Genomic DNA, 24,875 nt, shown 5'->3' with positions numbered 1-24,875 from the left:
GATGAAAATTTAGAGAATAATCTCAATTCTAAAACTCAGACCTTACTTTATTTCCAGCCGCCACCTAATGCTCTGTATAGTCCAACTACGGCATTGTATTGTTTTTTCTTCACATTGATTAGCTCAATTTGTGACTGTAAAGCATTTTTTTGAGCGGTAATTACCTCCAAATACGTAGCACGACCCGAACGGAAAAGGTCGGTTGAAATTCCAATCGAATTTTTTAGCGTGTTTACTTCCTCTGACTTTAATTTATAAATATCGGCGTTGGTTTTTATCAAATAAAGATAGTTATAAACTTCAGTAAAGGCGTTTACAATACTTTTTTGGTAGCCGATATAAGCAGTTTTTTGTTCGGCACGTGATGCCATCAAGTCTGCTGCTAAGGCCCTTCTATTGGCAATCGGTGCCATTAAACTTCCTGCAAGACCGTATGCTGCTGAGGCTGGATTCAGTAACAGTAATGCTTTAAAAGACTGTAAGCCTAAATTAGCATTAATGTTGAAAGAAGGATAAAATGCAGCTTTTGCTGTAAATAAATCAGCATTGCGTGCTTGCAGTTCTAATTCAGCTTGACGAATGTCTGGTCTGTTTGTGAGTAATCCCGAAGGTACTCCAGCCGAGAGTGTAGGAGGAATAACTTTTTCCCAAGCAAACTTTGGTCGTTTGATCGGCTGTGGATAACGACCCATCAAAAAGTTGATTCTACTCTCATTCTGAATAATTTGCTGATTTACTTCCACTTTCATAGCAGTGGAGCTGAGTAATTGGGCTTTTAGTAATTCTACCCCTAGTTGATTGGCTTCACCCGCTTGTTTCATTACTCTGACAATGTCGAGCGAAAACTGTTGTAGTTTAATGTTTTCTTCTAAAAAGTCTAACTCATTATCTAAAATCAAAAGTTCGAAATAGGCATCTGCAATTTCGGCTACTATTTGAGTTTGTACTAAGTTTTTTCCAAATTCAGAAGAAAGGAATCGGGCTAGTGCTGCCTTCTTTTGACTTTTGAGTTTTCCCCAAACATCTACTTCCCATGAAGATTGCAATCCTAACATATAATCTGGAATGAAAGGTTGTGGGATGCTTTGTTTGTCATTGAGGTTAGTCGAAAATTGCGTGTCATAATTCCCAACTCCATCGATGGTATAATCTCCAAACTTTTTTCCACCTGCAACGACGCCAGCGCTTACTTCTGGAATCCCCAATCCTCGACTGAAACGAATTCCTGCACGTGCTACTTCTACTCGTTGCATTGCTACTTGCAAGTCAAAGTTATTATTCAGAGCCGTATCAATCAGAGCTGATAGCGTGCTGTCAGCAAAAAATGTCCCAATATTGGGAATCTCTTTTTGAGTTGAGTCTGAATAACTAGTAAAAGTACTTGATGCCACTAGTAAAGGCTTGTTTTGTGGCACTTCAGGTTTGATTTTACAAGCCCCTAGTCCTAGTACTACCAGAGCTAATAAAAGACCTTTTTTATATCTAAACATAAGCTTCTTCAATTTTTTTGTTGTTTTTGGACTTCTTTTTACTCGCTAAACTGGCAAAGAGTACATAAAGCCCAGGGATAATCACAATACCGAAAACAGTACCAAAGAGCATTCCGCCTGCCGCCGCCGTACCAATAGTTCTGTTGCCAATAGCACCAGCACCTGAAGCCGACATAAGGGGTAACAATCCTGCGATAAAGGCAAAGGAGGTCATCAAAATTGGACGGAAACGGGCAATAGCACCTGAAATGGCTGCTCGGACGATAGTTCGTCCCTGAGATTGCTCGTGCATCGCAAACTCCACAATCAAAATGGCGTTTTTACCCAATAAACCTATCAGCATGACCATGGCAACTTGGGCATAAATATTGTTTTCAAGACCAAAAATGTACAAGAAAAACAATGAACCAAAAATCCCAATAGGCAAAGAAATCAATACTGCAAGAGGAAGGATAAAGCTTTCATATTGTGCTGAAAGCAATAAATACACAAACAACAAACAAATTAAGAATACATAAATTACTTGGTTACCAGACAAAACCTCTTCACGTGTCATACCCGACCATTCGTAAGTATAGCCACGAGGAAGTTTAGCTTTTGCCACTTCTTTGATAGCTTTGATGGCATCACCTGTACTGTAGCCTGGAGCAGGCTCACCATTGAGCATTGCCGAAAAATACATATTATATCGTGTCAATTGCTCTGGACCGTACACGCGCTCGATTCTACTAAAAATAGCATAAGGTACCATTTCTCCATTCTTGTTTTTGATACGCAACTTCATAATGTCCTCAGGCTGTGCTCTAAACTTGGGGTCAGACTGAACCATTACCTTGTACATTTGTCCATATGTAATAAAGTTGGTCGCATAAAAACTACCAATCAATGATTGGAGGTTACTCATGGCATTGTCTACCGAGATACCTTTTTTGGCCGCTAAATCTTGGTCAACATGAATGAGATATTGAGGAAAATTAGGGTTAAAACTTGAAAACACGTTCTTAATTTCAGGACGCTTTTGGAGTTCTTCCATAAACTCATCCGCTACTTTGGCAATATTCTGAAGATTACCTGTACCTGTTTTATCCAATAACCTCATTTCAAAACCACTGGCATTTCCAAAGCCCGGTACAGCAGGAGGAGGGAAGAATTGAATATCTGCGCCTTTAATATGTTTTGTTTTAGCAATTAACTCGTCGATCAATTTATTTGCGGTAGCCTTTCTTTCTTCCCAAGGTTTAAGGTTGATAGTACTCATACCAAATGATGCACCAACACCGTCGGTCATCATACTAAAACCAGATAAACTTGATATTGAAGATACCTCTGGTAGGGTTTGAGCTATCTTATCGATTTGGTTCATAACCTCTTCTGTTCGCTCAAGGGTAGCGCCCACAGGTGTGGTTACACTAGCATAGATAGTTCCTTGGTCTTCGGTAGGAATAAAGCTGGTTGGTAAGATACTGGCTACACCCCATGAGCCAATACTAAATGCGATTAGTACACCCAAAGTAACCAATTTACGATTGACGATTGCTTTGAGCAATGAGCCATAACGACCTGTAAGTCGGTTGAATTGATGGTTGAATGCATCAAAGAAACGAGTTACAATGGTTTGCTTTTTCTCACCATGATGAGGGTTTTGTAAAATCAGGGCACACAGTGCTGGTGTTAGCGTAAGGGCATTGACCCCCGAAATGACAATCGCAATAGCCATAGTCACTGAAAATTGTCGGTAGAACACCCCAACTGGACCATCCAAAAATGCTACAGGAATAAATACCGCCGACATCACTAAAGTAATGGCGATAATAGCGCTACTGATTTCGTTGATAGACTCGATGGTGGCAAGCTTGGCGCTCAAATGTTTTTCCTCCATTTTGGCATGGACAGACTCCACCACTACTATGGCATCGTCGACTACAATACCAATCGCTAATACCAATGCGAATAAAGTAAGTAGGTTAATCGAAAAGCCAAACAACTGCATGAAGGCAAATGTACCAATCAAGGATACAGGTACAGCAAACACAGGAATCAAGGTAGAACGAACATCTTGCAAGAATAAGAATACCACAATAGCTACCAAGATAAATGCTTCAAACAAAGTTTTGACTACTTCATGAATTGAGGCGTCTAAGAATCTGGATACGTCATAACTTAGCGTATAAGTCATGCCAGGAGGGAATGAGGTTTCTTTCAAAAACTCCAAGCGAGATTTAATATCTGCAATAACCTGACTTGCATTCGAGCCTGGGCGTTGTTTGAGTACGATAGCTGCTGATGGCTTTCCATTTTCTTTTGAAAGTACATCATAATCCAAAGAGCCAAATTCAATATCGGCAACATCTTTCAAACGAAGCATTTCGCCACTATCTGTTACTTTGATTACCACATTTTCATACTGCTCTTTTTGGGTCATTTTACCCGTATAGCGCAATACATATTGTAGTGACTGAGCCTGACGACCAGAGCTTTCCCCGATTTTACCTGGGGCAGCTTCTACGTTTTGCTCACGAAGTGCTTTTATAACATCTTCTGCCGAAAGCTCATAAGCATCCAATCGTCCTGGCTTAAGCCATACACGCATAGCATATTCTCGCGAACCCATGATGTCGACAAAGCCTACACCATTGATACGCTTTAATTCTGCCAATACGTTGATGTCGGCAAAGTTGTAAATAAATTTTTCGTCGAGAGTTGTGTCTTCGCTAATCAAGTTGATGTAAAGAAGCATACTGTTTACTTCTTTTTCAGTCACAACACCAGCTTTGATTACTTCTTCGGGTAATTCATCAAGTACAGTCGTCGCGCGGTTTTGTACGTTTACTGCCGCTACGTCAGGATCGGTACCAACTTCGAAATATACTTGAATAATACTTGTACCGTCGTTACCCGATACTGAGGTCATGTAGGTCATTCCGGGCACACCATTGATGGCTCGTTCGAGGGGAGTCACTACCGCTTTGGCACAAACTTCTGCGTTGGCACCTGTATATTTGGTTGTAACAGTAACTGCTGGAGGAGCAATATCTGGATATTGCGTCACAGGAAGGCTAGTCATTGATAATAAACCCAAAATCACAATGAAGATGGATATAACCAACGATAGCACGGGTCTATTGATGAAATTACTAAACATAGTGAAAAATCTTAGGGTCTACTATTGAGAATCTGTTTTAGAAAGCTCTTTGGCAATTGTTTTGAGTGCCACAAACTTCGGTTTGATTTCCGAACCTTCTTTTAAATTTTGGATACCATCATATACAATGCGGTCGTCAGTGTTTACTCCTGAGTCTATGATATAGAAGTGAGGTAAACGTTTGGAAGTTTTGATAGCCCTAGATTTTACTTTGTTTTTGTTATCGACTACATATACATACATGCGGTCTTGAATCTCAAAAGTAGCTTTTTGAGGAATAATCACAGCATTACGGTAGCGTTGTAAAATGCGAACTTTACCCGTTGCGCCATGTTTGAGAATTTTTTGTGGGTTCGGAAAGCGTGCACGGAAAGCAATATTACCTGTACTTTTATCAAACTCTCCTTCACTGGTTTCTACATGTCCTTTGTAGTCGTGCTCCTCACCATTCGCCAATAGGAGCGTTACCTGTGGCGCTGTATCTTTTTGCTTGCGAACATTATCGGCAATGTCTAGATATTCCTTTTCAGAAACATCAAAGTAGGCAAAAACCTCATCGTTTTTAGAAATAGTTGTCAATAAAGTTCCATCTTCCATCAAACTCCCAGGTTTGTTTGGAATACGGTTGACAATACCATTAAAAGGCGCTTTAATTTGAAGATAAGTAAGCTTGATTTTGGCAAAAGACTCATTGGCTTGAGCTTCTTCTACCTTGGCGCTGGCAAGCTCTACTTTATTTTGAGCGAGTTCGAGCTCAGTTTTTGAGACAACGTTCTTATCAACTAATTTTTTAACATTACTAAAATCAAGTTCAGCGGCTTTGAGTTCGGTCATCGTACTTCTGACAACCGCCTTAGTTCGCATATACTCTTCTTTTAATTCAGGATTATTAATAGTAAATAGTAATTGTCCTTGTTGGACATATTTACCTTCATCAATATAAATTTTCTCTAAATACCCCGTCACACGTGCTCTGATTTCTACATTTTGTACCGCATTGATTTCGGCTACGTAATCATTGTGTAAAAAAGTATCCACCACAATTGGTGAGGTGACAGTAAAGTTTTCAAGCGTGATGTCAGCTTTTTCTTCCTTTTTGTTGCAGGATGCCAATAGTACACAGAGGCTGGCTGCGAACAGAATTCTCTTCATAATTTTTCTATTTGTCTGATTGAGATAATCTTCAAATGAAACAAGGATATACTTTTCCCTATCTTTTGAGCTTATCAATATATTGAATCAAAGTGCTTATTGCCTTAGTTAAGTTAAGATAGGATGTTGTTGTAAACCTTTGATTATGTGGTTTTTTAAATAGAACATCATGACTAACGAACTGTAACAGTTTTATAAATTCAAAGATTATGGAAAGGAGAAATTATGAGTTATGGCCTACTTCGCTGAATAGAAAAGTAGCTAGAGATGCTCCGACAAGCATCTCCAACAGTTGTTTTTGTTTGTTGATTAATTGGATGAAGTATAATTCAAAAAGTATCGTTTTCTATTTCAAATCCTTGAAACAGTGGCTGTTTTTGAATTTTGTAGGTATTCTAGTGGAAAGATAATATGCTATAACCTAGGAGGGGGCGTAAACCGTTTTTGTTCTACACCATAATAATTTAAAGAATATTCAGTTGTGATTCCAGTCAATATTGATACCCCTAACCAATAATTTGATTCTTCAAGCAAACATAGGATTGTATCGGATGAAAAATCTTGATTTTGAACTTCTTGATTTGAATCAGAAGTCGTTAGGTCAAAATGATCCGACACATGTCGTGTTTGTTGCGAACTAAGAGGAACTACTTGAAAAGACTTGTATAAGTGTTTTGGCGTATAAAATCTTTCTTTTGTACAATTTTGACTACAGTGAGCTACAACTGAATTAATGTGTACGAACATCAATAATAGAATGAAAATAGAAAATATTATATGTGATTTACACTTAATCATTCTACTGATTTTTACAAAAATACGATTTTATAGTTGATAAAACTCGATGTTTGTGTGGTTTTTTAGATAAATGAATAAAAATAGGATTTAAAAAGCCTGTTTTTATAGATGAAAAATGATGTTCGTTGAAAAAATAGGTATTTAAAAAGTGGTTTGGTAATATTTGAATTATCCAATTAATCAAACACTTACTAGTCTTTTGGTAAAATGCTATGGGCAGTCAGCTATCAGTTCAATAAATACTTTTCTAACACTAGAAAAGAAAATACTTTATACGCAGTATTGTTCATTGCTGAAAGCTGACCACCAATAGCTGAACTATTATTTTACTTCTTCGTAATCGATATATTCGCCACCATTGAAGTCATCAGAGTTTTTGCCTGACTTTGGGGGCATAAAATCCACATCTACTTGACCATCACGTTTTTTAGGACGATTGGTGTTGGTATTCGGATTATATTGTTGTTGAAATTCCTGTTGGGCTTTGTTGATTTGTGAAACCACAAAGCCTTTCAATGCCCATTTCAATAATTTCGGAAATACAAAGAAAATGAGCACTACTATAAGAACGAATTTGAGCATTTCAATAAACAGTTTTGATAAATGACCGATAAATTCCCATGAATGGATTCTTGGGCTTTTGACATCAAAGTTAATCAAATGTTTAGTTGACTTTATGGCTAATTAACAAGTTTTTATAAACGGTTGTTTGATTAGACCATAGGTATAAACAAAGGTATCAATGCCGAATGACTTTATATTTGGAAGTGAACCTCCATCATGATGGACATAAAAAAGGAGTTAACGTTGTGCGTTAACTCCTTTTTAAGTGAGAAATCTGTCACAACCGAATAACAAATGTCTCTATTTCTTAGGACTAAAGATAGTCAATCCTTTATTTCTAACGTAATTTTAAGGTTACCAGCGATACCACAACTAAGATGATACATACAATCCAGAAGCGGGTTACGATTTTAGATTCGTTGTATCCTTTTTTCTGATAATGATGATGGAGTGGTGACATTAAGAAAACACGGCGTCCTTCGCCATACTTTTTCTTGGTGTATTTAAAATAGCTTACTTGAATAATTACGGATAAGTTTTCGACCACAAAAATACCACACAATACGGGAATCAACAGCTCTTTACGGATTACGATGGCCAATGTTGCAATTACACCACCCAACATTAAACTACCCGTGTCGCCCATAAATACTTGTGCAGGATAGGCATTATACCACAAAAATCCGACACATGCTCCCACAAAGGCGGCACAAAAGACGGCCAGCTCTCCACTGTTTGGAATAAACATGATGTTGAGGTATTGTGAAATAACCTTATTCCCAGACACATAAGCCAAAATCGCTAAACCAATACCGATAATCACCGAGGTACCTGCTGCTAGTCCATCAATACCGTCGGTAATGTTGGCACCGTTTGAAATAGCCGTAATGATAATAATAACCACAAGAACATATAGGATCCATGTGTATTGATCCATTGAGTCTGGTAACAGGTAACTATAATCAAATTGGTTATTCTTCAAGAAAGGAACCGTAGTGATTAAGTCTTTTGAGTCTGTAAACTTTTGAACTTCACCGATATTAGCGGCAATAGTCGCTTTTTCGTAAGTACGTACTTTGATATCGTCATTGAACCACATCGTGAGCCCAACAATTAGTCCAAGTCCTACTTGCCCAACTATCTTAAATCGTCCTGAAAGCCCTTCTTTATTTTTACGGAATACTTTGATATAGTCATCCAAAAAGCCTACAGCTCCTAACCATACGGCTGTTGTAATCAACAAAATAATGTAGACATTATGAAGCTTGGCAAAAAGCAAGGTTGGAACCAACAGTGATAACAAAATAATAAAGCCACCCATAGTAGGTGTACCTTTTTTTTGCATTTGTCCTTCAAGACCCAAATCGCGGATATCTTCGCCGATTTGAAGTTTACGGAGCATGTTAATAACCGTTTTTCCCCAGATTGCTGCAATACCCAATGAGGTTATAGTTGCGGCAATAGCGCGAAAAGTGATATATTGAAATACCCCTGCCCCTGGGAAATCAAAATGTTTATCTAAATAATCAAAAAGATAATAAAGCATGGTTCAGTGGATAGAAATTTGATGAAAAGGGATGTTTGTTTTGTCAAATTTCTACTTTTTTATTGAATAAACTTGGTTAAAAAAGGGAAAAGTTTTGCCTGAGTATGAGCATTGAGCTATCTGTAAGACAATTTGTCTTTTAAATCTGATGCTATCCTCAAGTCTGAATTATATGCCAAAGGCTTCTCGGATGATAACTCTATCGTCAAAATCGTGTTTTACACCTTGGATATCCTGATAAGTTTCGTGTCCTTTGCCTGCTACCAAAATAATATCGCCATTTTCAGATAGTTTATTAATGGCAAAGTGAATCGCTTCTTTACGGTCGATAATAGTTTTGGTTTTTTTGAAATCGATAGGAGGGACACCTTTTTGCATTTGCGCCAAAATCTCCTCAGGGTCTTCAAAACGAGGGTTGTCTGAGGTCAGAATAACTTTGTCGCTGAGCTCGCAAGCTATTTTTGCCATAATTGGGCGCTTGGTCGCATCACGATTTCCTCCACAGCCTACAATCGTAATGACTTGCTGATTACCATCTTTGATTTGCTTGATCGTCTTCAAAACATTTTCGAGCGCATCTGGTGTGTGAGCGTAGTCTACAATCCCAACTTTGCGTGTATCAGGCGAAACGATTTGCTCAAAACGTCCTGGTGCAGTTTGAAGACTCGACATATTGATGAGTACTTCGTCTTTATCTTCACCCAAAAGTATCGCAGCACCATAAATAGCCATAAGGTTGTAGGCGTTGAATGTACCGATTAATTGGAAGTGCACTTCTTTGTTGTCAATCTCCATTTCCAAGCCATAAATACTGTCTGAAACAATACGACCTTTTACGGTGGCAAGTGTTTCGAGCGAGTAAGTATTGATACTCGCCTTGGTATTTTGTACCATCACTGAGCCACGACGGTCGTCGATGTTTACTAAGGCAAAAGCTGTTTTTGGCAACATATCAAAGAAGCCTTTTTTGGCTTTGATATAATTGTCGAAAGTTTTGTGAAAATCTAGGTGGTCGTGGGTTATGTTTGAGAAAATGGCTCCTGTAAACGATAATCCCGTAATGCGATGCTGTACAACGGAGTGTGAGCTTACCTCCATGAATGCATAAGTACAACCAGCCTCTACCATTTCGGCCAATAGCTTATTCAAATTGATAGAATCTGGAGTAGTATGAGTAGAAGGAATAACGGTATCGTCGATTTGGTTTTGAACCGTCGAAATCAAACCGCAGCGGTATCCTAATTTTCTGAAAAGTCTGAATAGTAATGTAACCGTTGTTGTTTTGCCGTTCGTCCCAGTAATCCCTACTAGCTTAAGTTTACTGGAAGGATTATCATAAAAGTTGGATGAAGCATACCCCAAGGATTCTGCCGAATCGTTTACTTGGATATAGGTTACGGTTGGATGAATCACTTCTGGCAGGTCTTCACAAAGAATAGCGCTTGCGCCTAATTCTATGGCTTTTTCGATGTACGAGTGACCATCGGTTTGAGTGCCTTTTAGGGCAGCAAAAAGCGTTTGTGGACCAACCTGACGAGAGTCGATGGTGAGTTGCGAAATCTCTACTTCGGGATTACCCAAAACAGAGATTGTTTTTACTTGTTGGAAAATTTGTGTAACTGTTTTCATAAGGTAACATAAAAAGCGCTTTGTGAGCGCTTTTCAGGAATTATATAAACTTTTTACTTTTAATCGCAGGAATCACTTTCGAGTCAATCAAGAATAGTCGTTGTTTGTGGCTACCTACTTTGACATAGAAGTTGATTTTGAGCGGAACATCAAAAGAGCCTTTCTGAATTTTAATACTCAGAGGGCGTTCGACGCCGTTTTGCTTTGATTGTTTTTGGATTTCTTCAATATCTTTACTCGAAAATTCTTTCTTTCCTATAATGCGTTGATTCCCAAGGGATAGCTCTACGAGAATATGCTCAGCGTTGCGGATTTCTCGACTTAGTGAATAAAACACCCCAACTTCGGTAATTTTTGTTTTGTTATTGCTATTGCTCAGGTCGTCATCGGCATCATCAAAGCCGTTGGCATAAAACTCACGTTGGTAATAGTTACATGAAGTTTATCGTCGAGAGATTCTATGACATCATTGGTTTCTTTCAGTTCAAACTCAAGCTTTTTTACCTCATTTTGCTTTTGTGCAAGTACATCTTCTAGCTGATGAATGGTGGTATTTTGCCCTGAAATAATACTGTCTTTTTGTTTGATAATTTTCTGGAAACTAGTGATTTTAGTTTCGTATTCACCAATTGTTTTATTCAAACGAACCTGTAATTCATCTTTTTCTTTCGAAAGCTGATTGATTTGTCGTTGGAGCATTTGTACTACCTCTCTACGTTGTTCTTCGCTTTGCTCCTTACTTTCTTTTTGAACTGTCTCAAGTTGTTGTTTTAGCTCGTCGATTTTGCGTTGCTTTTCTTGAATTCCATCTCTATTATCCTGAATATCTTCTCGGAGTCGTCCCATATCAGTATTGATGGTTTTGATTTCCTCAGTATTCATTTGCATCTGACTCACTTGGAGTTGTGCTTGGATATATTGATGATAAAGAAAGTATCCTAGGAGTAGACCTGCCCCAGCTATAACGCTGTTTCGTATGGTCTTATTTTTTTGTGGAGGTTCGGTTGATTGTGGGTTCGGCACAAAAGATGTCATGCGATTAATGGCTTGATAAATAGCTTGTGATTTTTGATACGGGAAACTAAAAATACGAATATTTACCTACATAATTGAAAAAATAGCAAAAAATGCATTAATACGCTCTAGGCTATAAGCCGTAGGCGTTAGGCAAGCACAATATTTAGCCTATGGCATATAGATGCTGCCTGAAGCTCCTATTATTTCTGTCTTCAAATAACGAATTACGATTTAGGGTTGTACGAAGGAATTCTAATTATTAAGGATTTGGGATTTCTGATTTCGGAAATAAAGTAAAATACCTCTATTTTTTACAAAAAATAAAAGCTTACACTTCCGAAATCCAACATCCGATATCCGAAATAAACAGTTTTATGTTCCTTCGTACACTACTAATTACGATTAACTAATAACGTTTTATTGAAGGACAAGCTCTATTGTACGCCCTGAGGTAAAGTTTGAGCCAGGAGGAATACTTTGACTTGCTACTTTGCCTATTCCTTTCACTCTTACTTTCAAGCCTTTATTCTCTAACACATACATGGCATCGCGCAAAGACATACCACGGGTGTCGGGAACTCGGTTCTTCTTATTGTATTTGATTTCGTAGTTGAACGAGTTTTGACTGTCTTGTTTTACTGCTGTCCAGCCTTCTGTTTGAGGGCTTGTTTCGATAGACATTTCATCATTAAATGCTTTAATATCTGAAGAATGCGCAATTATTTTTTTCTTGGCAAAATTTAATTTTGAGCCGTCCTCTTTAATCAACAGCTTGTGCATTTGAATATCATTGGCATAAATCTTATCTGCAATTTCCTTAAAAACTGGCGCACAAGCATCACTTGCATAAAGGGCTTCTAGCTTAACCCCACGAGGGTTATCAATCACAACGGCAATACTATATTTGGGCGATTCGGCAGGGAAGAAACCCATAAATGAGGTATAGTACATTCCCTCACGGTATTTACCATTGACGAGTTTTTGAGAAGTACCCGTTTTCCCAGCAATTTTGTACATAGGATTGTTGATATTTTTGGCAGTACCATGTTCAACAACTCCTTCTAGCATTTTACGAACTTTTTCTAGGGTCTTTTCTGAACATATTGGGTCTGGATAAACGGTTTGCCCAACATGAAAATCTTGCATCACCTCATCTGCAATTTTGGTGCTTTTCACAATAATAGGCTGAATCCATTTGCCATTATTGGCTACAGCATTGTAAAAAGTAAGCATTTGCAATGGCGTAATGAGTTCGCCATAACCAATGGAGTTCCAATACATGGCTGTTTTGTCGCCCGCTTTTGGCTCGTTGATGACGGGTGAAACATCTGGTTTTAGCTGAAATTTGAGTGGCTCATTTAAGTGAAACTTTTTGAGATACTCATAATATTTTTTCTGTTTGGCATCGCCAAAATATTTTTGCATCAAGCGCATAATTCCTACGTTGGATGATACCTCAAAAACCTCTTGTGCAGGAATTGTCCCATGACCACCTTTTTTTGAATCTTCGGTGGTTAGGGTTCCGATTTTGATGGTACCGTCTCCAGTATTAACCAATTCTGTATTTTCCAAACCGCCTTCTTCCATAATGGCAATCATTGATGGAAGTTTGAACACCGAACCAGGGTCGGTACGATTGAGCACGGCGTGGTTGTAAGTTTCGGAATAGTAGGAACTATCTTTGCCGACTTTTGAGAGATTGGTCATTGCTTTGATTTCGCCAGTGGCTACTTCCATCACAATTACGCAACCTTTGTCTGCACGGTATTTACGAAGTGCATTCATGAGCGATGTTTCGGCAACGTCCTGAATATTGACGTTGAGCGTACTATGAACATCTAGTCCTTGTACGGGAATGCTTTTTTCGCCACCTTCTACAGGTCGCCAGCTTCCTCCGACAATTTTCTCGAAAACTCCTTTTCCAGATGTTCCCGAAAGCTCAACATCGAAAGCATTTTCAATACCTACTTTTTCTTTGTCTTTTTTGTAGCCAATGGTTCTTACACCCATTTTTTCAAATGGATTGTAGCGAACATTTACTTTTTCAAATACGACACCTCCCTTATACTTACCAGCTCGAAATACGGGCCATTTTCGCATTTTCTTAACATCTTGATAAGAAATCAAGTCATTGTTGAGAACGATATAGGTGATTTTACGGCGTCTTGCAAGGTCAATTTGAGAGTAATATTCTTCAGCGGTTTTATCATGATAAAAATTGGCCAAAAAATGACAAAGTGAATCTATTCCATCATCATAGATTTTGGCATTTTTTTTATTTCTTCTACTTACCAAAGGGTCAAAGCCCAACTTGTACTTGGGAAGAGAAGTGGCTAGTAAGCTACCATCGTCGGCAAATATATTTCCACGAACAGCCTCAATCGTACGTTCTTCTACATAAGACATTTTTGCTTTTTCACGCCATTTATTACCCTCGATAGTTTGTAGAAAAAATATCTTCCAGATAATACCCGCAGCCAATAAGAGCATAAACAAAAACATAGCACGAATACGTATGACGATGTCTTTCTTGATATTCATAACAAAGGGATTATTGATTGAAGAGCTTATAATTATAGGCTCGACGAGATTTCAAAATGCTTGATAGATATAAACTTCTATTGGTTGAGTGCCTTATTACGTTTTCGACTGTAAGCCATAGGAATTAGGCTTAAAGCTTACCAATCTTTAACAATGATTTTGGTAGGAGGGGTTTTGTTTTCCTCAATGCCCATAGACTCCACTCTTTTGATGATTTCAGACTGTTTTCCTGCTTTCATAAAATCAGCTTGTTGCGTGGTATAGTCAGCACGTAGCTCTTCTACTTCAGCTTTGGTTTTGTCTATTTGGTGAATCAAGCTCTCCGAGTGTAGCGATGACGCAATGTAGAGGACAATCAAAAACGATAGCCAAAGTAAATAGCGCAATTGATACGCAGGGAACTCCCCCCCAAGGAGGCGATCCATGTTGAAAATTGTATCAATAATTGAAAATAGCCCCTTGCCATTACTCTTGCGAGTAGAGCTAGATTTGGGTGTTACATTCTTCGAAACGTTTCTTGCCATTGTTGTGAGAAGGTTGAGAGTCGTTACTTAGACAATGTTGCAATACGAAGTTTGGCGCTACGAGAACGGTTGTTGCGAGCTAATTCGTCAGCAGAAGCCTCAATAGGTTTGCGAGACACAGCTTCTAGCGGTTTGTCAACTGTTCCGTAAACGATGTCTTTTTGAAGTTCACCATAGAAGTTGCCTGATTTGATATAATTTTTCACAAGACGATCTTCTAACGAGTGGAAAGTCATAATACACAAACGACTATCAGTATCGCGTAATAATTCTGGGGTTTGTTCAAGGAATTCCTGAATGACATCCAATTCCTGATTCACTTCGATACGAATGGCTTGGAATACCTGTGCAAAATAACGGAACTCCTTAAATTTTGGCGCATATTTTTCCAAAATTGCTTTAAGTTCGCCCGTAGTATTGATAGGCTGGTTCATTCGTTCTGAGCAGATAGCACCAGCAAGTGTACGAGCATTTTTGATTTCGCCATACATGCCAAAAATTTTATGCAGTTGCTCTTCAGGGTACTTATTGATAACAGTATAGGCCGATACTTCTGCTTTTTGATTCATACGCATATCGAGTTCGCCGTCAAAACGAGTTGAAAACCCACGAGTTGGCTCGTCGATTTGGTGCGATGAAATACCAAAGTCAGCCAATATCCCGTCTACTTGTTTGACACCGTGTAGGCGAAGATATTTTTTGATATATCTAAAGTTGGCTTCAATAAAAACTAAGCGTTTATCGTCAATAAGATTGGCATTCTTTTTAGCATCTGGGTCTTGGTCAAAAGCATAGAGTTTGCCTTTTTCTCCAAGTTTTTCCAAAATTGCTTTAGAGTGCCCGCCTCCACCAAAAGTGACGTCAACATACACGCCATCGGGGCGTATATTGAGTCCTTCTACGCACTCATGAAGCATTACAGATTCGTGATACATGATTTTTTAGGGTATGAAGTGATTAAAGCGAGTTGTTTAAGGGATAAGTGCCAAAGGCACAAGGCATAAAGTGAAAGTAATTTGAGTGCTTGATTCCCTCTAATAACTCTGTGTCTTTGTGCCTGTTCCCTTATTTCCATAAGGACTACTTTTTTCTCTGGTTAATAAAAGACCAATTCCCACAAAAATACAGAAAAACTTATCAGCATTCTAGTGCAATTTGAGAAACCTTTTTTCTTTCCTAAGCCAGCATCATACTAAGCACGCCGAGTATCATGAGAATTTTGCAGGCATTACTCAAAAAAGCAAAATCTTTTGATTTGTCTGCATATACCAAGCGGTAGGTCAAAAAGGCCAAAGGAAGCATCAATGCCATAAAAACATATCCAATACGGCTATGTGGAAGCTGAGTTGCCAAAATGAAAAGTAAAGCTGTGAAGATGGCGATAAGGCCATAAAGGAGTAATTTGGTGCGGGCGATTCCCCAGATGATTGGTAAGGTTTTGCAACCATGTTTTTCGTCACCTTTGAGGTCTTCCATATCTTTGATAATCTCTCTGATCAAGGTGATTTCAAAGGAGAAGATTGCATAAATCCATACCTCGCGCTGATGCCCAGGGTAATGCACCGCTAAGACTAACAACGAAAAGCCCGTGAGAATGGCAATCATTAAGTTGCCCCAAAACGGCAAACGTTTCAATTGATTGGAATATAACCACAAACAAAATACTGCCAAAAGGTTGACCAAGAAGACTTTCTTGCCCACAAATAAACCTAAAAGAAGCCCTGCTACATTGAAGATTTGATTGATGACCATAGCCCAACGACGTTTGATATATCGCCCAATCACTACCCGATGAGGTTTGTTGACTAAGTCTATTTTTATATCATAATAGTCGTTGATAATATAGCCAGATGCAGCAATAAAGAGCGTTGAAAGCACAATAAGAGCCAGCTGGTAGTCTAGAAAGACCTCGATTACATTACTCCACGTCAAATCTGCTTCTAGGATTAAGAAGATTCGAGTGAAGTATTGGGTAAAAGCAATAATCAGCAAGTTAGGCCATCTAATAAGCCGAACAAATGCCAAAATTGATTGTCCCAAGGTGACTTTGTGAGAATTATCTTTCATGAAAACAAAATTACGCGCTTTGTTTTATATGTTGTAACGAGTTGACGAGGTTATCTGTTAAAAGCCAATCCGCAAAAAATCTACTATTTTTTACAAAATAGATTTATTAGCCACTTGCAATATGGTCAATTATCTACCTAACATGAATACCCTTGAAGAAATTCTATCAGTTGGGGAGAAAATTTTGGTTTTTCGGTGTTGTATTCTCAAATCATCTTTTACCAAAGAAGGAGGAAAATTATAAATTACGTTTGTTAAGCAAAAAGTTTTTCAAGATTCATGATAAATCTGTTGTCCTTTTGGCTTATTCCCAAATGATTACAGCCCAGAGATTAAGACTCTTGGCTAAATGATGATACCAAATGGTAACTGTTCCATAAATAATATTCTATTTTGTAATTTTAAACAGTAGCGAGTAATTAAAAGTGATTCTTATTAGCTTGTTCGTTATTTCGACAATCTAATGTGAAGTACATCAGACTACCATCAAACACTCAATCTCAAGTAATTCAATGAAAATCGGAATAGTATGTTATCCCACTTATGGCGGTAGTGGTGTTGTAGCCACAGAGCTTGGAAAAGCACTTGCCAAAGCAGGGCATGAAGTACATTTTATTACCTACAGTCAACCGTCGCGTTTAGATTTTTTTAATGAAAATATTTATTACCACGAAGTAAGTGTATCAAGTTACCCTTTGTTTCAATACTTGCCGTATGAGTCGGCTTTGGCGAGTAAAATTGTCCATGTGGTATTGACTGAAAAGCTCGATTTGTTGCACGTACACTATGCGATTCCACATGCTTCGGCAACGTATTTGGCAAAGCAAATTCTGAAATCTAAAGGTGTACATATCCCTTTTATTACTACGCTTCATGGTACTGATATTACCTTGGTAGGCAAAGATCCTTCTTTCGAGCCAGTGGTAACTTTTTCAATTAATGAGTCTGATGGGGTAACTGCCGTGTCTGAAAGTCTCAAAAATGATACTTATGAGGAATTTGAAATTATCAGTAATATTCAAGTGATTCCGAATTTTATCGATTTAGAGCGTTTTAAAAAACTCAGAAAAGACCATTTTAAAATTGCCATATGTCCTCATGGCGAAAAACTCCTCATGCATACGTCCAACTTTAGAAAAGTAAAACGTATTGAAGATGTAGTGAGAGTTTTTCATTTGGTAAATCAGAAAATACCAAGCAAATTACTATTAGTGGGCGATGGCCCTGAGCGTACTTCTATCGAAATGCTTTGCCGTGAGTTAGGTGTACAAAACGATGTACGTTTCTTAGGTAAGCTCGATGTTATTGAGGAGGTTTTGTCATTGGCAGATATCTTTTTATTATTGTCAGAAAAAGAAAGTTTTGGTTTGGCAGCACTTGAGGCAATGGCGTGTGAAGTACCTGTGATTTCGTCAAATGCTGGCGGTATTCCAGAGGTAAATGTACATGGAGTAACGGGCTTTATCAGCGAAATTGGCGACGTAGAGGATATGGCCAAAAATACCATTTATATTCTCGAAGATGAAGAACGTTTACAAACCTTCAAAAGTAATGCCCTCGACAGAGCCAAAGAATTTGATATTGCGAATATCTTACCGTTGTATGAGCAATATTATGAGCAAATCACAGCAAAGAGCTGGAAGTTTCCTGAAAAAATGTTCGTAGATTAGGGCAATTGTGTCAGGAGGATGTGAGAAGTTAGTCATATAAAAAATATAGCGCATAGATATACTTACAAAATTGAGCATGATGACGGTTGGTTTTGTTATGCTCAATTTTACGGTGAAAAATGCTAAATAATGTCAGGTTTCGAGCCAAAATGCTCTATCTAAAATTTGAGATTAAAACTATCATTAAAAACTTTTGATCCTTTAATAACTAGACTGAATATGTTGAAAAATACTTATGTTTCAACATATTCATTGATGCCTATGACACCCAATATTCCGGAAACTACCAAAAAGCGTGTGGTAATCATTGGCGCAGGATTTGGTGGTTTGAAAATTGCCAGAGACCTAGCCGATAGCGAAGACTTTCAGATAGTGTTGATTGATAAAAATAATTATCATCAATTTCAACCTCTTTTCTACCAAGTAGCCACCGCAGGCTTAGAGCCATCAGCCATTTCATTTCCGCTACGATTGGCCTTCCATTATTACAAAGATGTTCATGTTCGTATTACCGAAGTTACCGAATTGCGTACCGACTCGCAGGAGATTATCACGCAATTGGGCGCTATCAGTTATGACTATCTGATTTTGGCGATAGGGGCAGATACAAACTTTTTTGGACAAAAAATATCCAAGAAAAGGCTTTGCCAATGAAGTCGGTAGGAGAGGCCTTGGGTTTGAGGAATCGCTTGTTAGAGAATTTTGAAAATGCCTTGGTATCTGACAGTGATGACGTTCGTCAAGGATTAATGACAGTGGTAGTTGTGGGTGGAGGCCCTACGGGTGTGGAAGTATCAGGTACTTTGGCTGAAATGAAACGCCATGTATTGCCGAAGGACTACCCTGAATTAGATTTTGATTTAATGAAAGTATATATCGTTGAATCAGGAGGGGAGTTGTTGGGGCCGATGTCAAAAAATGCGCAAATCAAATCGAAGGAATATTTGGAGCAATTGGGGGTTAATGTTTTTCTAAATACCCGTGTAACCGACTTTGATGGTAAGTATGCGTATTTGAACAATGGTGAAAAAATCCGCACGAATAATTTAGTTTGGGCAGCAGGAATTAAAGCTAATTTTATCGAGGGACTAAATCCTGAAATATTGGCTCGCGGAGGACGAATTAAGGTAAACAGGTATAATCAGATAGAAGGTCATCAAAACATTTTTGCCATTGGCGATGTTGCCTTTATGATCGAGGATGCCTATCCAAATGGTCACCCACAGGTGGCACAGCCTGCTATTCAGCAAGGAAAACTATTGTCAAAAAACCTTCCAAGACTTTTAAGAGGAAATCCATTGGAGGAATTTACCTATAAAGATTTGGGTTCGATGGCCACTGTTGGGCGCAACTTGGCAGTTGTGGATTTGCCTTTCTGGAGATTTCAGGGATTCTTTGCGTGGTTGACATGGATGTTTGTACACCTAATGTCGATTGTTGGGGTTAAAAATCGCCTTTTGATTTTTATTAACTGGTTGTGGAATTATGTTACCTACGATCAATCTTTGAGACTCATTATAAAACAAAAATCACCCAAAGCCGAGGATTAACGGAGAATAAAACAGATTAGAACAGTATGAAAAAATGATGAATTGTGATAAAAATCAATAAAAATTAGGAATTAGGAACTTTAAAAGTTTGTATCTTTGTTGTTATAATTCAATAATAAGACCTCATTCCTATTAAAATTATTGTTTTAGTGCAATTTTAATAGAAGGACAACTCATCATGTATATTACGATATGGAAGCGAATCAGAAAAAAATGAGACCCAAAAACAGTGGTACCAAACAATTGTTTGAAAACCCAATTCTAGAGAAACTGTCGAGAACTCACATTGCTGTTCCTGTAACGATGTTCTTTGTATCTGGAGCGGTTTTAGGGTGGTATGCATTTACTTACACAGATCTTTCAAATGGTTTGATTGGTTTGCTGTTTGGTATTGGTGCTATCACATTCACTTTTATCGAATACTGGGTACACAGAAGTGTTTATCATATCGACCCAACAACTGAGGCTCGTGCCAAATTCCAATATGTAGCTCATGGCGTTCACCACGAATATCCAAAAGATAAAACTCGTTTGGCTATGCCTCCTGTATTAGCTATTGTTGTGGCTGTAACCTTGTTTTCAGTCTTTTTTGTGTTGATGGGCGAAGCTGCCTATGCATTTTTCCCAGGATTTATCTGGGGATATGCTAGTTACTTGTTGGTTCACTATGCTGTACATGCATATGCACCACCAAAAAATTTCTTGAAGCAATTGTGGATCAATCACGCAGTACACCATTATAAAGATGGTAACGCAGTGTTTGGTGTATCCTCGCCACTTTGGGATTATGTTTTTGGGACAATGGACACCATGGACAAATCAAAAGTTTCAGAGAATTTGTAAGAAATACAGATGAATTGAGTGCATGAGTGATTATTTTTTAGTGCACTTCATCCTTTGAGACGCAATATTTGCGTTTAGAGGTTTGTCATCATAAGTTATAGCATAAAAAAAGGCGGTCGAAATAAGTTTTTCGACCGCCTTTTTTTATGATTCGTTTTTGGTATTTTTCCTTGTAAACAAAACTTTTCTTTAAGGGATAATTGATTAGTTTCAACCATCATCCCTAATGAAGTAAGGTCACTTCCGAAATCCAACATCCGATATCCGAAATAGACGGTTTTATAATCTTTCGTACACTTTAATCCAACCATTATCAGGGCAATCCTGTAGCATTTGTAAGGTTGTTTTTTGTAAAATAGGATGAACCCAATCGGGAGCAACATCTGCAAGGGGCACTAGCACAAACTTCCGCTCTTGTACGAATGGATGCGGAATTACCAATCGAGCATCGTTAATGATCAAATCATCGTAATAAATAATATCAATATCGATACAGCGTTCGCCCCATTTCTCTACTCGTACTCGTCCTAGCTCATTTTCTATTTTTTGGATTTTTTCTAAAATATCGTGTGGAACGAAGGAAGAATTTTCAATTTTTAATATCAAATTCAAAAAACCTGCTTGATTTAAGTTGCCCCAAGGCTCAGTTTCATAAATATTTGAAATAGAAAGATTTGTACTTATGTTTTGTCGGATAAGTTGTATCGCCTGATTCAAATTCTCTTCACGATTGCCCAAATTTGAGCCTAGAGACAGAAAAAGCGTTTGGAGTTTTGGCACTTGCATTGTATTTTTAATATGTACGATTAATACTGATACGTATATCAGCCATGAAAATTTTAGTGCTTACGCTATTGCCAGAAAGCATTACAAAGTTAGTTTTTGTAGTACTAGTTTAACACTCAAACGTGGAATATTATGAAGAACAGGATTGTAAATAGGGGTAACTTGCTTATTTCAGAGCCTTTCTTGGGCGACCCTAATTTTGAGCGAAGCGTAGTGTTAATTTGTGAGCATCATAATTCCTACGGGTCTTTTGGTTTGGTGCTCAATCAAACCTCTAATCTAGTACTGGCGGATGTCCTAGAGGAAAATGTATATCCTGATGTTCCCTTGTTTATCGGTGGACCTGTTCAGCAAAACACCCTGCATTTTGTGCATCGCCGACCAGATTTGATTGACGGTGGACAAGAGTTGCTCAAAGGCGTTGTATGGGGTGGAAATTTCGAACAAGTAAAACGTCTTTTGAATAATGGCGTGCTTCACCCTGAAGATATTCGATGCTTTTTGGGCTATTCAGGTTGGAGCGGAGGACAACTCAAAGACGAACTCGAAAAAGATTCGTGGATTGTAGCTTCGGCGACTTCTGAAATCGTATTTGATACACCTTCTGACTCTTTTTGGCGAACAGTTCTTAAAGGCATGGGGGGCGATTTTAAGGTAATGGCTAATTATCCGACAGACCCAAGATTGAATTGATTTTCTGTAGAAACGTAACTTTTTACGTGTTATACAACCAAAAATATCTTTTTGACATTTTACAAAGCAGCCGACACAGATATTTGTCGGCTGTTCTTGTTTTAGAGACAAAAATGTTAAACTATCTAAAAATGGAATGATTCTGGTAAGAAAATGTTTTACTTAGAGCAATAATTCAGAATAAGTAAAAGAAGTTATTAGTCTTATTACTCGACAAACAGAGTAAAGGGCATTTAGGTCTTTAGACTTGGTTACTCACTTTATTAATAAAGTTGTAAACTATTTAAAAATTAAGTCCAAAGTGAAGTCTTGAAATGAGAACTGGCTATACTTCCGAAATCAAAAAAACAAATTCGAAATAGGTTAAAAAGTTCACAATTCATCATTCACTAATTCATAATTAATCAAGCATGACCGACCCAAACGAACTGTCTGTATTTGAAGATGATCCAGATATTCCAGAGTTTACTACCATTTTTACCAAAGCTCAAGACCGTTATATGCTGTTAGTTGGCGCTTTGGGAGCTTTGCTGTATATGGTGTATTTTTTAAACCAAGCAGAATTATGGTCAGGACTTGGGATGTTGCTACTATCTTCTTATTTGGGGTGGACGTATGTCAAGCATAGTAAACCACAACCTAAAATTATTCTTTCGCAAGAAGGCATACAATTGGTTGGACAACCTTTTGTCTCTTGGGCATTGGTACATGGGTTACATATCAAACCTGAGGTGAAGAAAAATGTCTATATCGAAAACCTTATTTTTGTCAATAATGGACGAATCCAAGAAATACCTCTCAGTCAACTCGATATTACGGCTTGGCGCTTAGAACATTTACTCGAAATATACCAAGGTCGTTTCCGTTATGGATCTGTTACGATTTTACCAGACGATCTGGACGAATCTGAGCTGACAAATGACTAAATGCGAACTTATCCCTTTATGATTATCTGAAATAACCCCTCAAATCTTATGAAATCCAATTATTTACTACTGTCTGCTTTACTACTGAGTATGAGCTCTTATGCTCAACAAATTACGGTGAATTTTGAAGAGTACGAGCCAAAATCTACGTTGGTGGTGCCCGAACATATCACCACAAAAGCCAAATTTCCTTTTATTGATGTTCATAATCATCAGTGGAATTTACATGAAGAAAAAGAAAATTTGGACAAATTGATTACTGAGATGAACGCCCTCAATATGAAATTGATGGTTAATTTGAGTGGCAGGGGTTGGACAAGTGATGAAACCAAAAGTACTCAAACGCTGACAAAACAAATTGAACAAATCAAACAGTATTATCCAAGTCGTTTTGCGGTATTTACTAACATTGATTTTGCCAATATCAATACCAAAGGATGGACTGAAAAAGCGGTAAAAACACTTGAAGATGATGTAAAACTTCGCGGTGCAAAGGGTTTGAAAATTTATAAAAACCTTGGCTTTTCGGTAAAAGATGGTGATAAATTGGTGCGTGTCGATGACCCACGCTTAGACCCAATTTGGAAAAAAGCAGGTGAATTAGGCATCCCTGTACTAATTCATACGGCTGACCCAGAGCGTTTTTGGCAACCTGTCGACCGTTTTAATGAGCGCTGGCTCGAACTCAAATTGCACCCAGATAGAAAGAGAAATGCAGGTGAAAAATCAAATGACTTTACGTGGGAGCAACTTATTGAGCAACAGCATAATGTTTTCAAGAAAAATCCTAAAACTAATTTTATAGCGGCACACATGGGTTGGTACCCAAACAACTTACCCAAATTGGATAGTTTGATGGACGAAATGCCAAATATGTATGTCGAAATAGGGGCAGTGATTGCAGAGTTGGGTCGTCAGCCACATACAGCTAAAAGATTTTTTGAAAAACGTCAAGATCGAATTCTTTTTGGAAAAGACTCATGGGTGCCTTCTGAGTATGCGACTTATTTTAGAGTATTGGAAACCAACGACGAGTATTTTCCATATCATAAAAAATATCATGCGTTTTGGAGAATGTACGGCTTAGGTCTTTCGGATGGTATCTTGAAAAAAGTTTATTATAAAAATGCCTTAAAACTAATTCCAGGACTAGATAAAAGTCAGTTTCCTGAATAGGAGGAATCGTTATCTGTTAATGGAGTATCTGTTATTGGGTAATTGAAACCTGATTATGGAATAAAATAGAACTAGTCGTTTGATGTTGTAACAGATATACCGTTAACTGATAACATCTTTAACATTACACCATGAGATTTTTGCTAGTATTATTATTGAGTTTAATAAGTTGGAGTGTTTTGAGCCAAAATACTCGTTTGGGGCGTATCCGAAAAGTTATTGATAGTACGGGCAAATACACACCTATTAAATATTTGGCCATTGAGCATGCAAGAGGCTATGGACAAAAGTTGCGATTCTTTGAAGAAAGCGATATTTCATTTCAATTGATTGGGAAAAATATGCGATTTACAGGACGAATCGAGCAGATTGCTGATAGTACTTTTTTCTTTACAGACGAAGATAGTCATATCACTTCCGAAATTGCGCTCAAAGATATCGATATGATTTTCTCACCGTATCGACATATCCCCTTCGTATCCAAAGGAGCAGGGACTATCGCAGCAGGTGGGGTGATGTTTTCTGTGATTGATGTACTTAATCAAGTTCAGCGTAATCAACCTGTAAAGCTTAGCCCGGGGCTATTGGCCTTTAGTGGGGTATGTATTGGAATTGGTCTTATTGCCAAACCTCTATCGTATCCTAAATATAAAATCAGCCAGAAACGGCGCTTGGTCGTGCGATTCATGTAACAAATTAGGAAAGATTAGGTTCATGGATTAATTTTGTTACTCTTCTGAAAAGAATCCAAACGCTGGCGT

Annotated in this window: 19 protein-coding genes and 1 pseudogene; 7 read left to right on the top strand and 13 right to left on the bottom strand. The window is 38.0% G+C overall.

Annotation, left to right across the window (positions count from 1 at the left end; all coding sequences use genetic code 11):
• Window positions 1–47 precede the first annotated feature (47 nt).
• The 12 genes from BWI92_RS15445 to BWI92_RS15390 form a co-directional block, all read right to left on the bottom strand.
• On the bottom strand, window positions 48–1,490 hold the full coding sequence (locus BWI92_RS15445; protein ID WP_095164153.1) for a TolC family protein: 1,443 nt from the start codon (window positions 1,488–1,490) through the stop codon (window positions 48–50).
• On the bottom strand, window positions 1,483–4,632 hold the full coding sequence (locus BWI92_RS15440; protein ID WP_095164152.1) for an efflux RND transporter permease subunit: 3,150 nt from the start codon (window positions 4,630–4,632) through the stop codon (window positions 1,483–1,485). The genes BWI92_RS15445 and BWI92_RS15440 overlap by 8 nt, the downstream gene beginning before the upstream one ends.
• Before the next feature lie 21 nt (window positions 4,633–4,653).
• A complete protein-coding gene (locus BWI92_RS15435; RefSeq protein ID WP_095164151.1) occupies window positions 4,654–5,784 on the bottom strand; it encodes an efflux RND transporter periplasmic adaptor subunit in 1,131 nt (376 codons plus the stop codon).
• A gap of 1,119 nt (window positions 5,785–6,903) precedes the next feature.
• Entirely contained in the window at window positions 6,904–7,164 is a 261-nt protein-coding gene (locus BWI92_RS15430; RefSeq protein ID WP_095164150.1) for a DUF4834 family protein, read from the bottom strand.
• A gap of 319 nt (window positions 7,165–7,483) precedes the next feature.
• A complete protein-coding gene (gene mraY, locus BWI92_RS15425; RefSeq protein WP_095164149.1) occupies window positions 7,484–8,692 on the bottom strand; it encodes a phospho-N-acetylmuramoyl-pentapeptide-transferase in 1,209 nt (402 codons plus the stop codon).
• A gap of 168 nt (window positions 8,693–8,860) precedes the next feature.
• A complete protein-coding gene (locus BWI92_RS15420; RefSeq protein ID WP_095164148.1) occupies window positions 8,861–10,321 on the bottom strand; it encodes a UDP-N-acetylmuramoyl-L-alanyl-D-glutamate--2,6-diaminopimelate ligase in 1,461 nt (486 codons plus the stop codon).
• 40 nt (window positions 10,322–10,361) lie between these two features.
• Window positions 10,362–10,658: a hypothetical protein gene (locus tag BWI92_RS15415; protein WP_095164147.1), complete on the bottom strand. Its 297-nt coding sequence runs from the start codon at window positions 10,656–10,658 to the stop codon at window positions 10,362–10,364.
• 38 nt (window positions 10,659–10,696) lie between these two features.
• The gene (locus BWI92_RS15410) at window positions 10,697–11,356 is read right to left on the bottom strand and encodes a hypothetical protein (RefSeq protein WP_095164146.1); all 660 of its coding nucleotides are present in this window, start codon (window positions 11,354–11,356) and stop codon (window positions 10,697–10,699) included.
• A 399-nt stretch (window positions 11,357–11,755) separates the two neighbouring features.
• Window positions 11,756–13,879 (bottom strand): penicillin-binding protein, encoded by a 2,124-nt coding sequence (locus BWI92_RS15405; protein ID WP_095164145.1) that lies wholly within the window; start codon window positions 13,877–13,879, stop codon window positions 11,756–11,758.
• Between the two features lie 137 nt (window positions 13,880–14,016).
• A complete protein-coding gene (locus BWI92_RS15400; protein WP_095164144.1) occupies window positions 14,017–14,403 on the bottom strand; it encodes an FtsL-like putative cell division protein in 387 nt (128 codons plus the stop codon).
• Window positions 14,404–14,426: 23 nt separating this feature from the next.
• Complete coding sequence (gene rsmH, locus BWI92_RS15395; protein ID WP_095164143.1) at window positions 14,427–15,338, bottom strand: 16S rRNA (cytosine(1402)-N(4))-methyltransferase RsmH; 912 nt, start codon at window positions 15,336–15,338, stop codon at window positions 14,427–14,429.
• A gap of 241 nt (window positions 15,339–15,579) precedes the next feature.
• Window positions 15,580–16,470: a geranylgeranylglycerol-phosphate geranylgeranyltransferase gene (locus BWI92_RS15390; RefSeq protein WP_095164142.1), complete on the bottom strand. Its 891-nt coding sequence runs from the start codon at window positions 16,468–16,470 to the stop codon at window positions 15,580–15,582.
• 512 nt (window positions 16,471–16,982) lie between these two features.
• Between BWI92_RS15390 and bshA the strand changes: the two genes are divergently transcribed.
• The 3 genes and pseudogenes from bshA to BWI92_RS15375 all read left to right on the top strand — a co-directional run bounded on the left by bshA (window position 16,983) and on the right by BWI92_RS15375 (window position 20,533).
• A complete protein-coding gene (bshA, locus tag BWI92_RS15385) occupies window positions 16,983–18,140 on the top strand; it encodes an N-acetyl-alpha-D-glucosaminyl L-malate synthase BshA (protein WP_095164141.1) in 1,158 nt (385 codons plus the stop codon).
• A gap of 261 nt (window positions 18,141–18,401) precedes the next feature.
• A pseudogene (locus BWI92_RS15380) lies at window positions 18,402–19,690 on the top strand (NAD(P)/FAD-dependent oxidoreductase).
• A gap of 213 nt (window positions 19,691–19,903) precedes the next feature.
• Window positions 19,904–20,533 (top strand): sterol desaturase family protein, encoded by a 630-nt coding sequence (locus tag BWI92_RS15375; protein WP_229242219.1) that lies wholly within the window; start codon window positions 19,904–19,906, stop codon window positions 20,531–20,533.
• A gap of 279 nt (window positions 20,534–20,812) precedes the next feature.
• Here the strand turns inward: BWI92_RS15375 and folK are convergent, their stop codons facing one another.
• Entirely contained in the window at window positions 20,813–21,313 is a 501-nt protein-coding gene (folK, locus tag BWI92_RS15370; protein ID WP_229363156.1) for a 2-amino-4-hydroxy-6-hydroxymethyldihydropteridine diphosphokinase, read from the bottom strand.
• Between the two features lie 138 nt (window positions 21,314–21,451).
• Here folK and BWI92_RS15365 point away from each other — a divergent pair, with 138 nt between their 5' ends.
• From BWI92_RS15365 to BWI92_RS15350, 4 genes are all read left to right on the top strand, one after another.
• A complete protein-coding gene (locus BWI92_RS15365) occupies window positions 21,452–22,012 on the top strand; it encodes a YqgE/AlgH family protein (protein ID WP_095164138.1) in 561 nt (186 codons plus the stop codon).
• 410 nt (window positions 22,013–22,422) lie between these two features.
• On the top strand, window positions 22,423–22,938 hold the full coding sequence (locus BWI92_RS15360; RefSeq protein WP_095164137.1) for a hypothetical protein: 516 nt from the start codon (window positions 22,423–22,425) through the stop codon (window positions 22,936–22,938).
• Window positions 22,939–22,986: 48 nt separating this feature from the next.
• Window positions 22,987–24,114, top strand: a complete 1,128-nt coding sequence (locus tag BWI92_RS15355) for an amidohydrolase family protein (RefSeq protein ID WP_095164136.1) — start codon at window positions 22,987–22,989, stop codon at window positions 24,112–24,114.
• Between the two features lie 131 nt (window positions 24,115–24,245).
• Entirely contained in the window at window positions 24,246–24,806 is a 561-nt protein-coding gene (locus tag BWI92_RS15350; RefSeq protein WP_095164135.1) for a hypothetical protein, read from the top strand.
• Window positions 24,807–24,875: the final 69 nt, after the last annotated feature.

This window comes from Flectobacillus sp. BAB-3569, from assembly GCF_002270355.1.
GTDB classification, from domain to species: Bacteria; Bacteroidota; Bacteroidia; order Cytophagales; family Spirosomataceae; genus Flectobacillus; species Flectobacillus roseus.
This window is presented reverse-complemented; position numbering and strand designations above follow the sequence as displayed.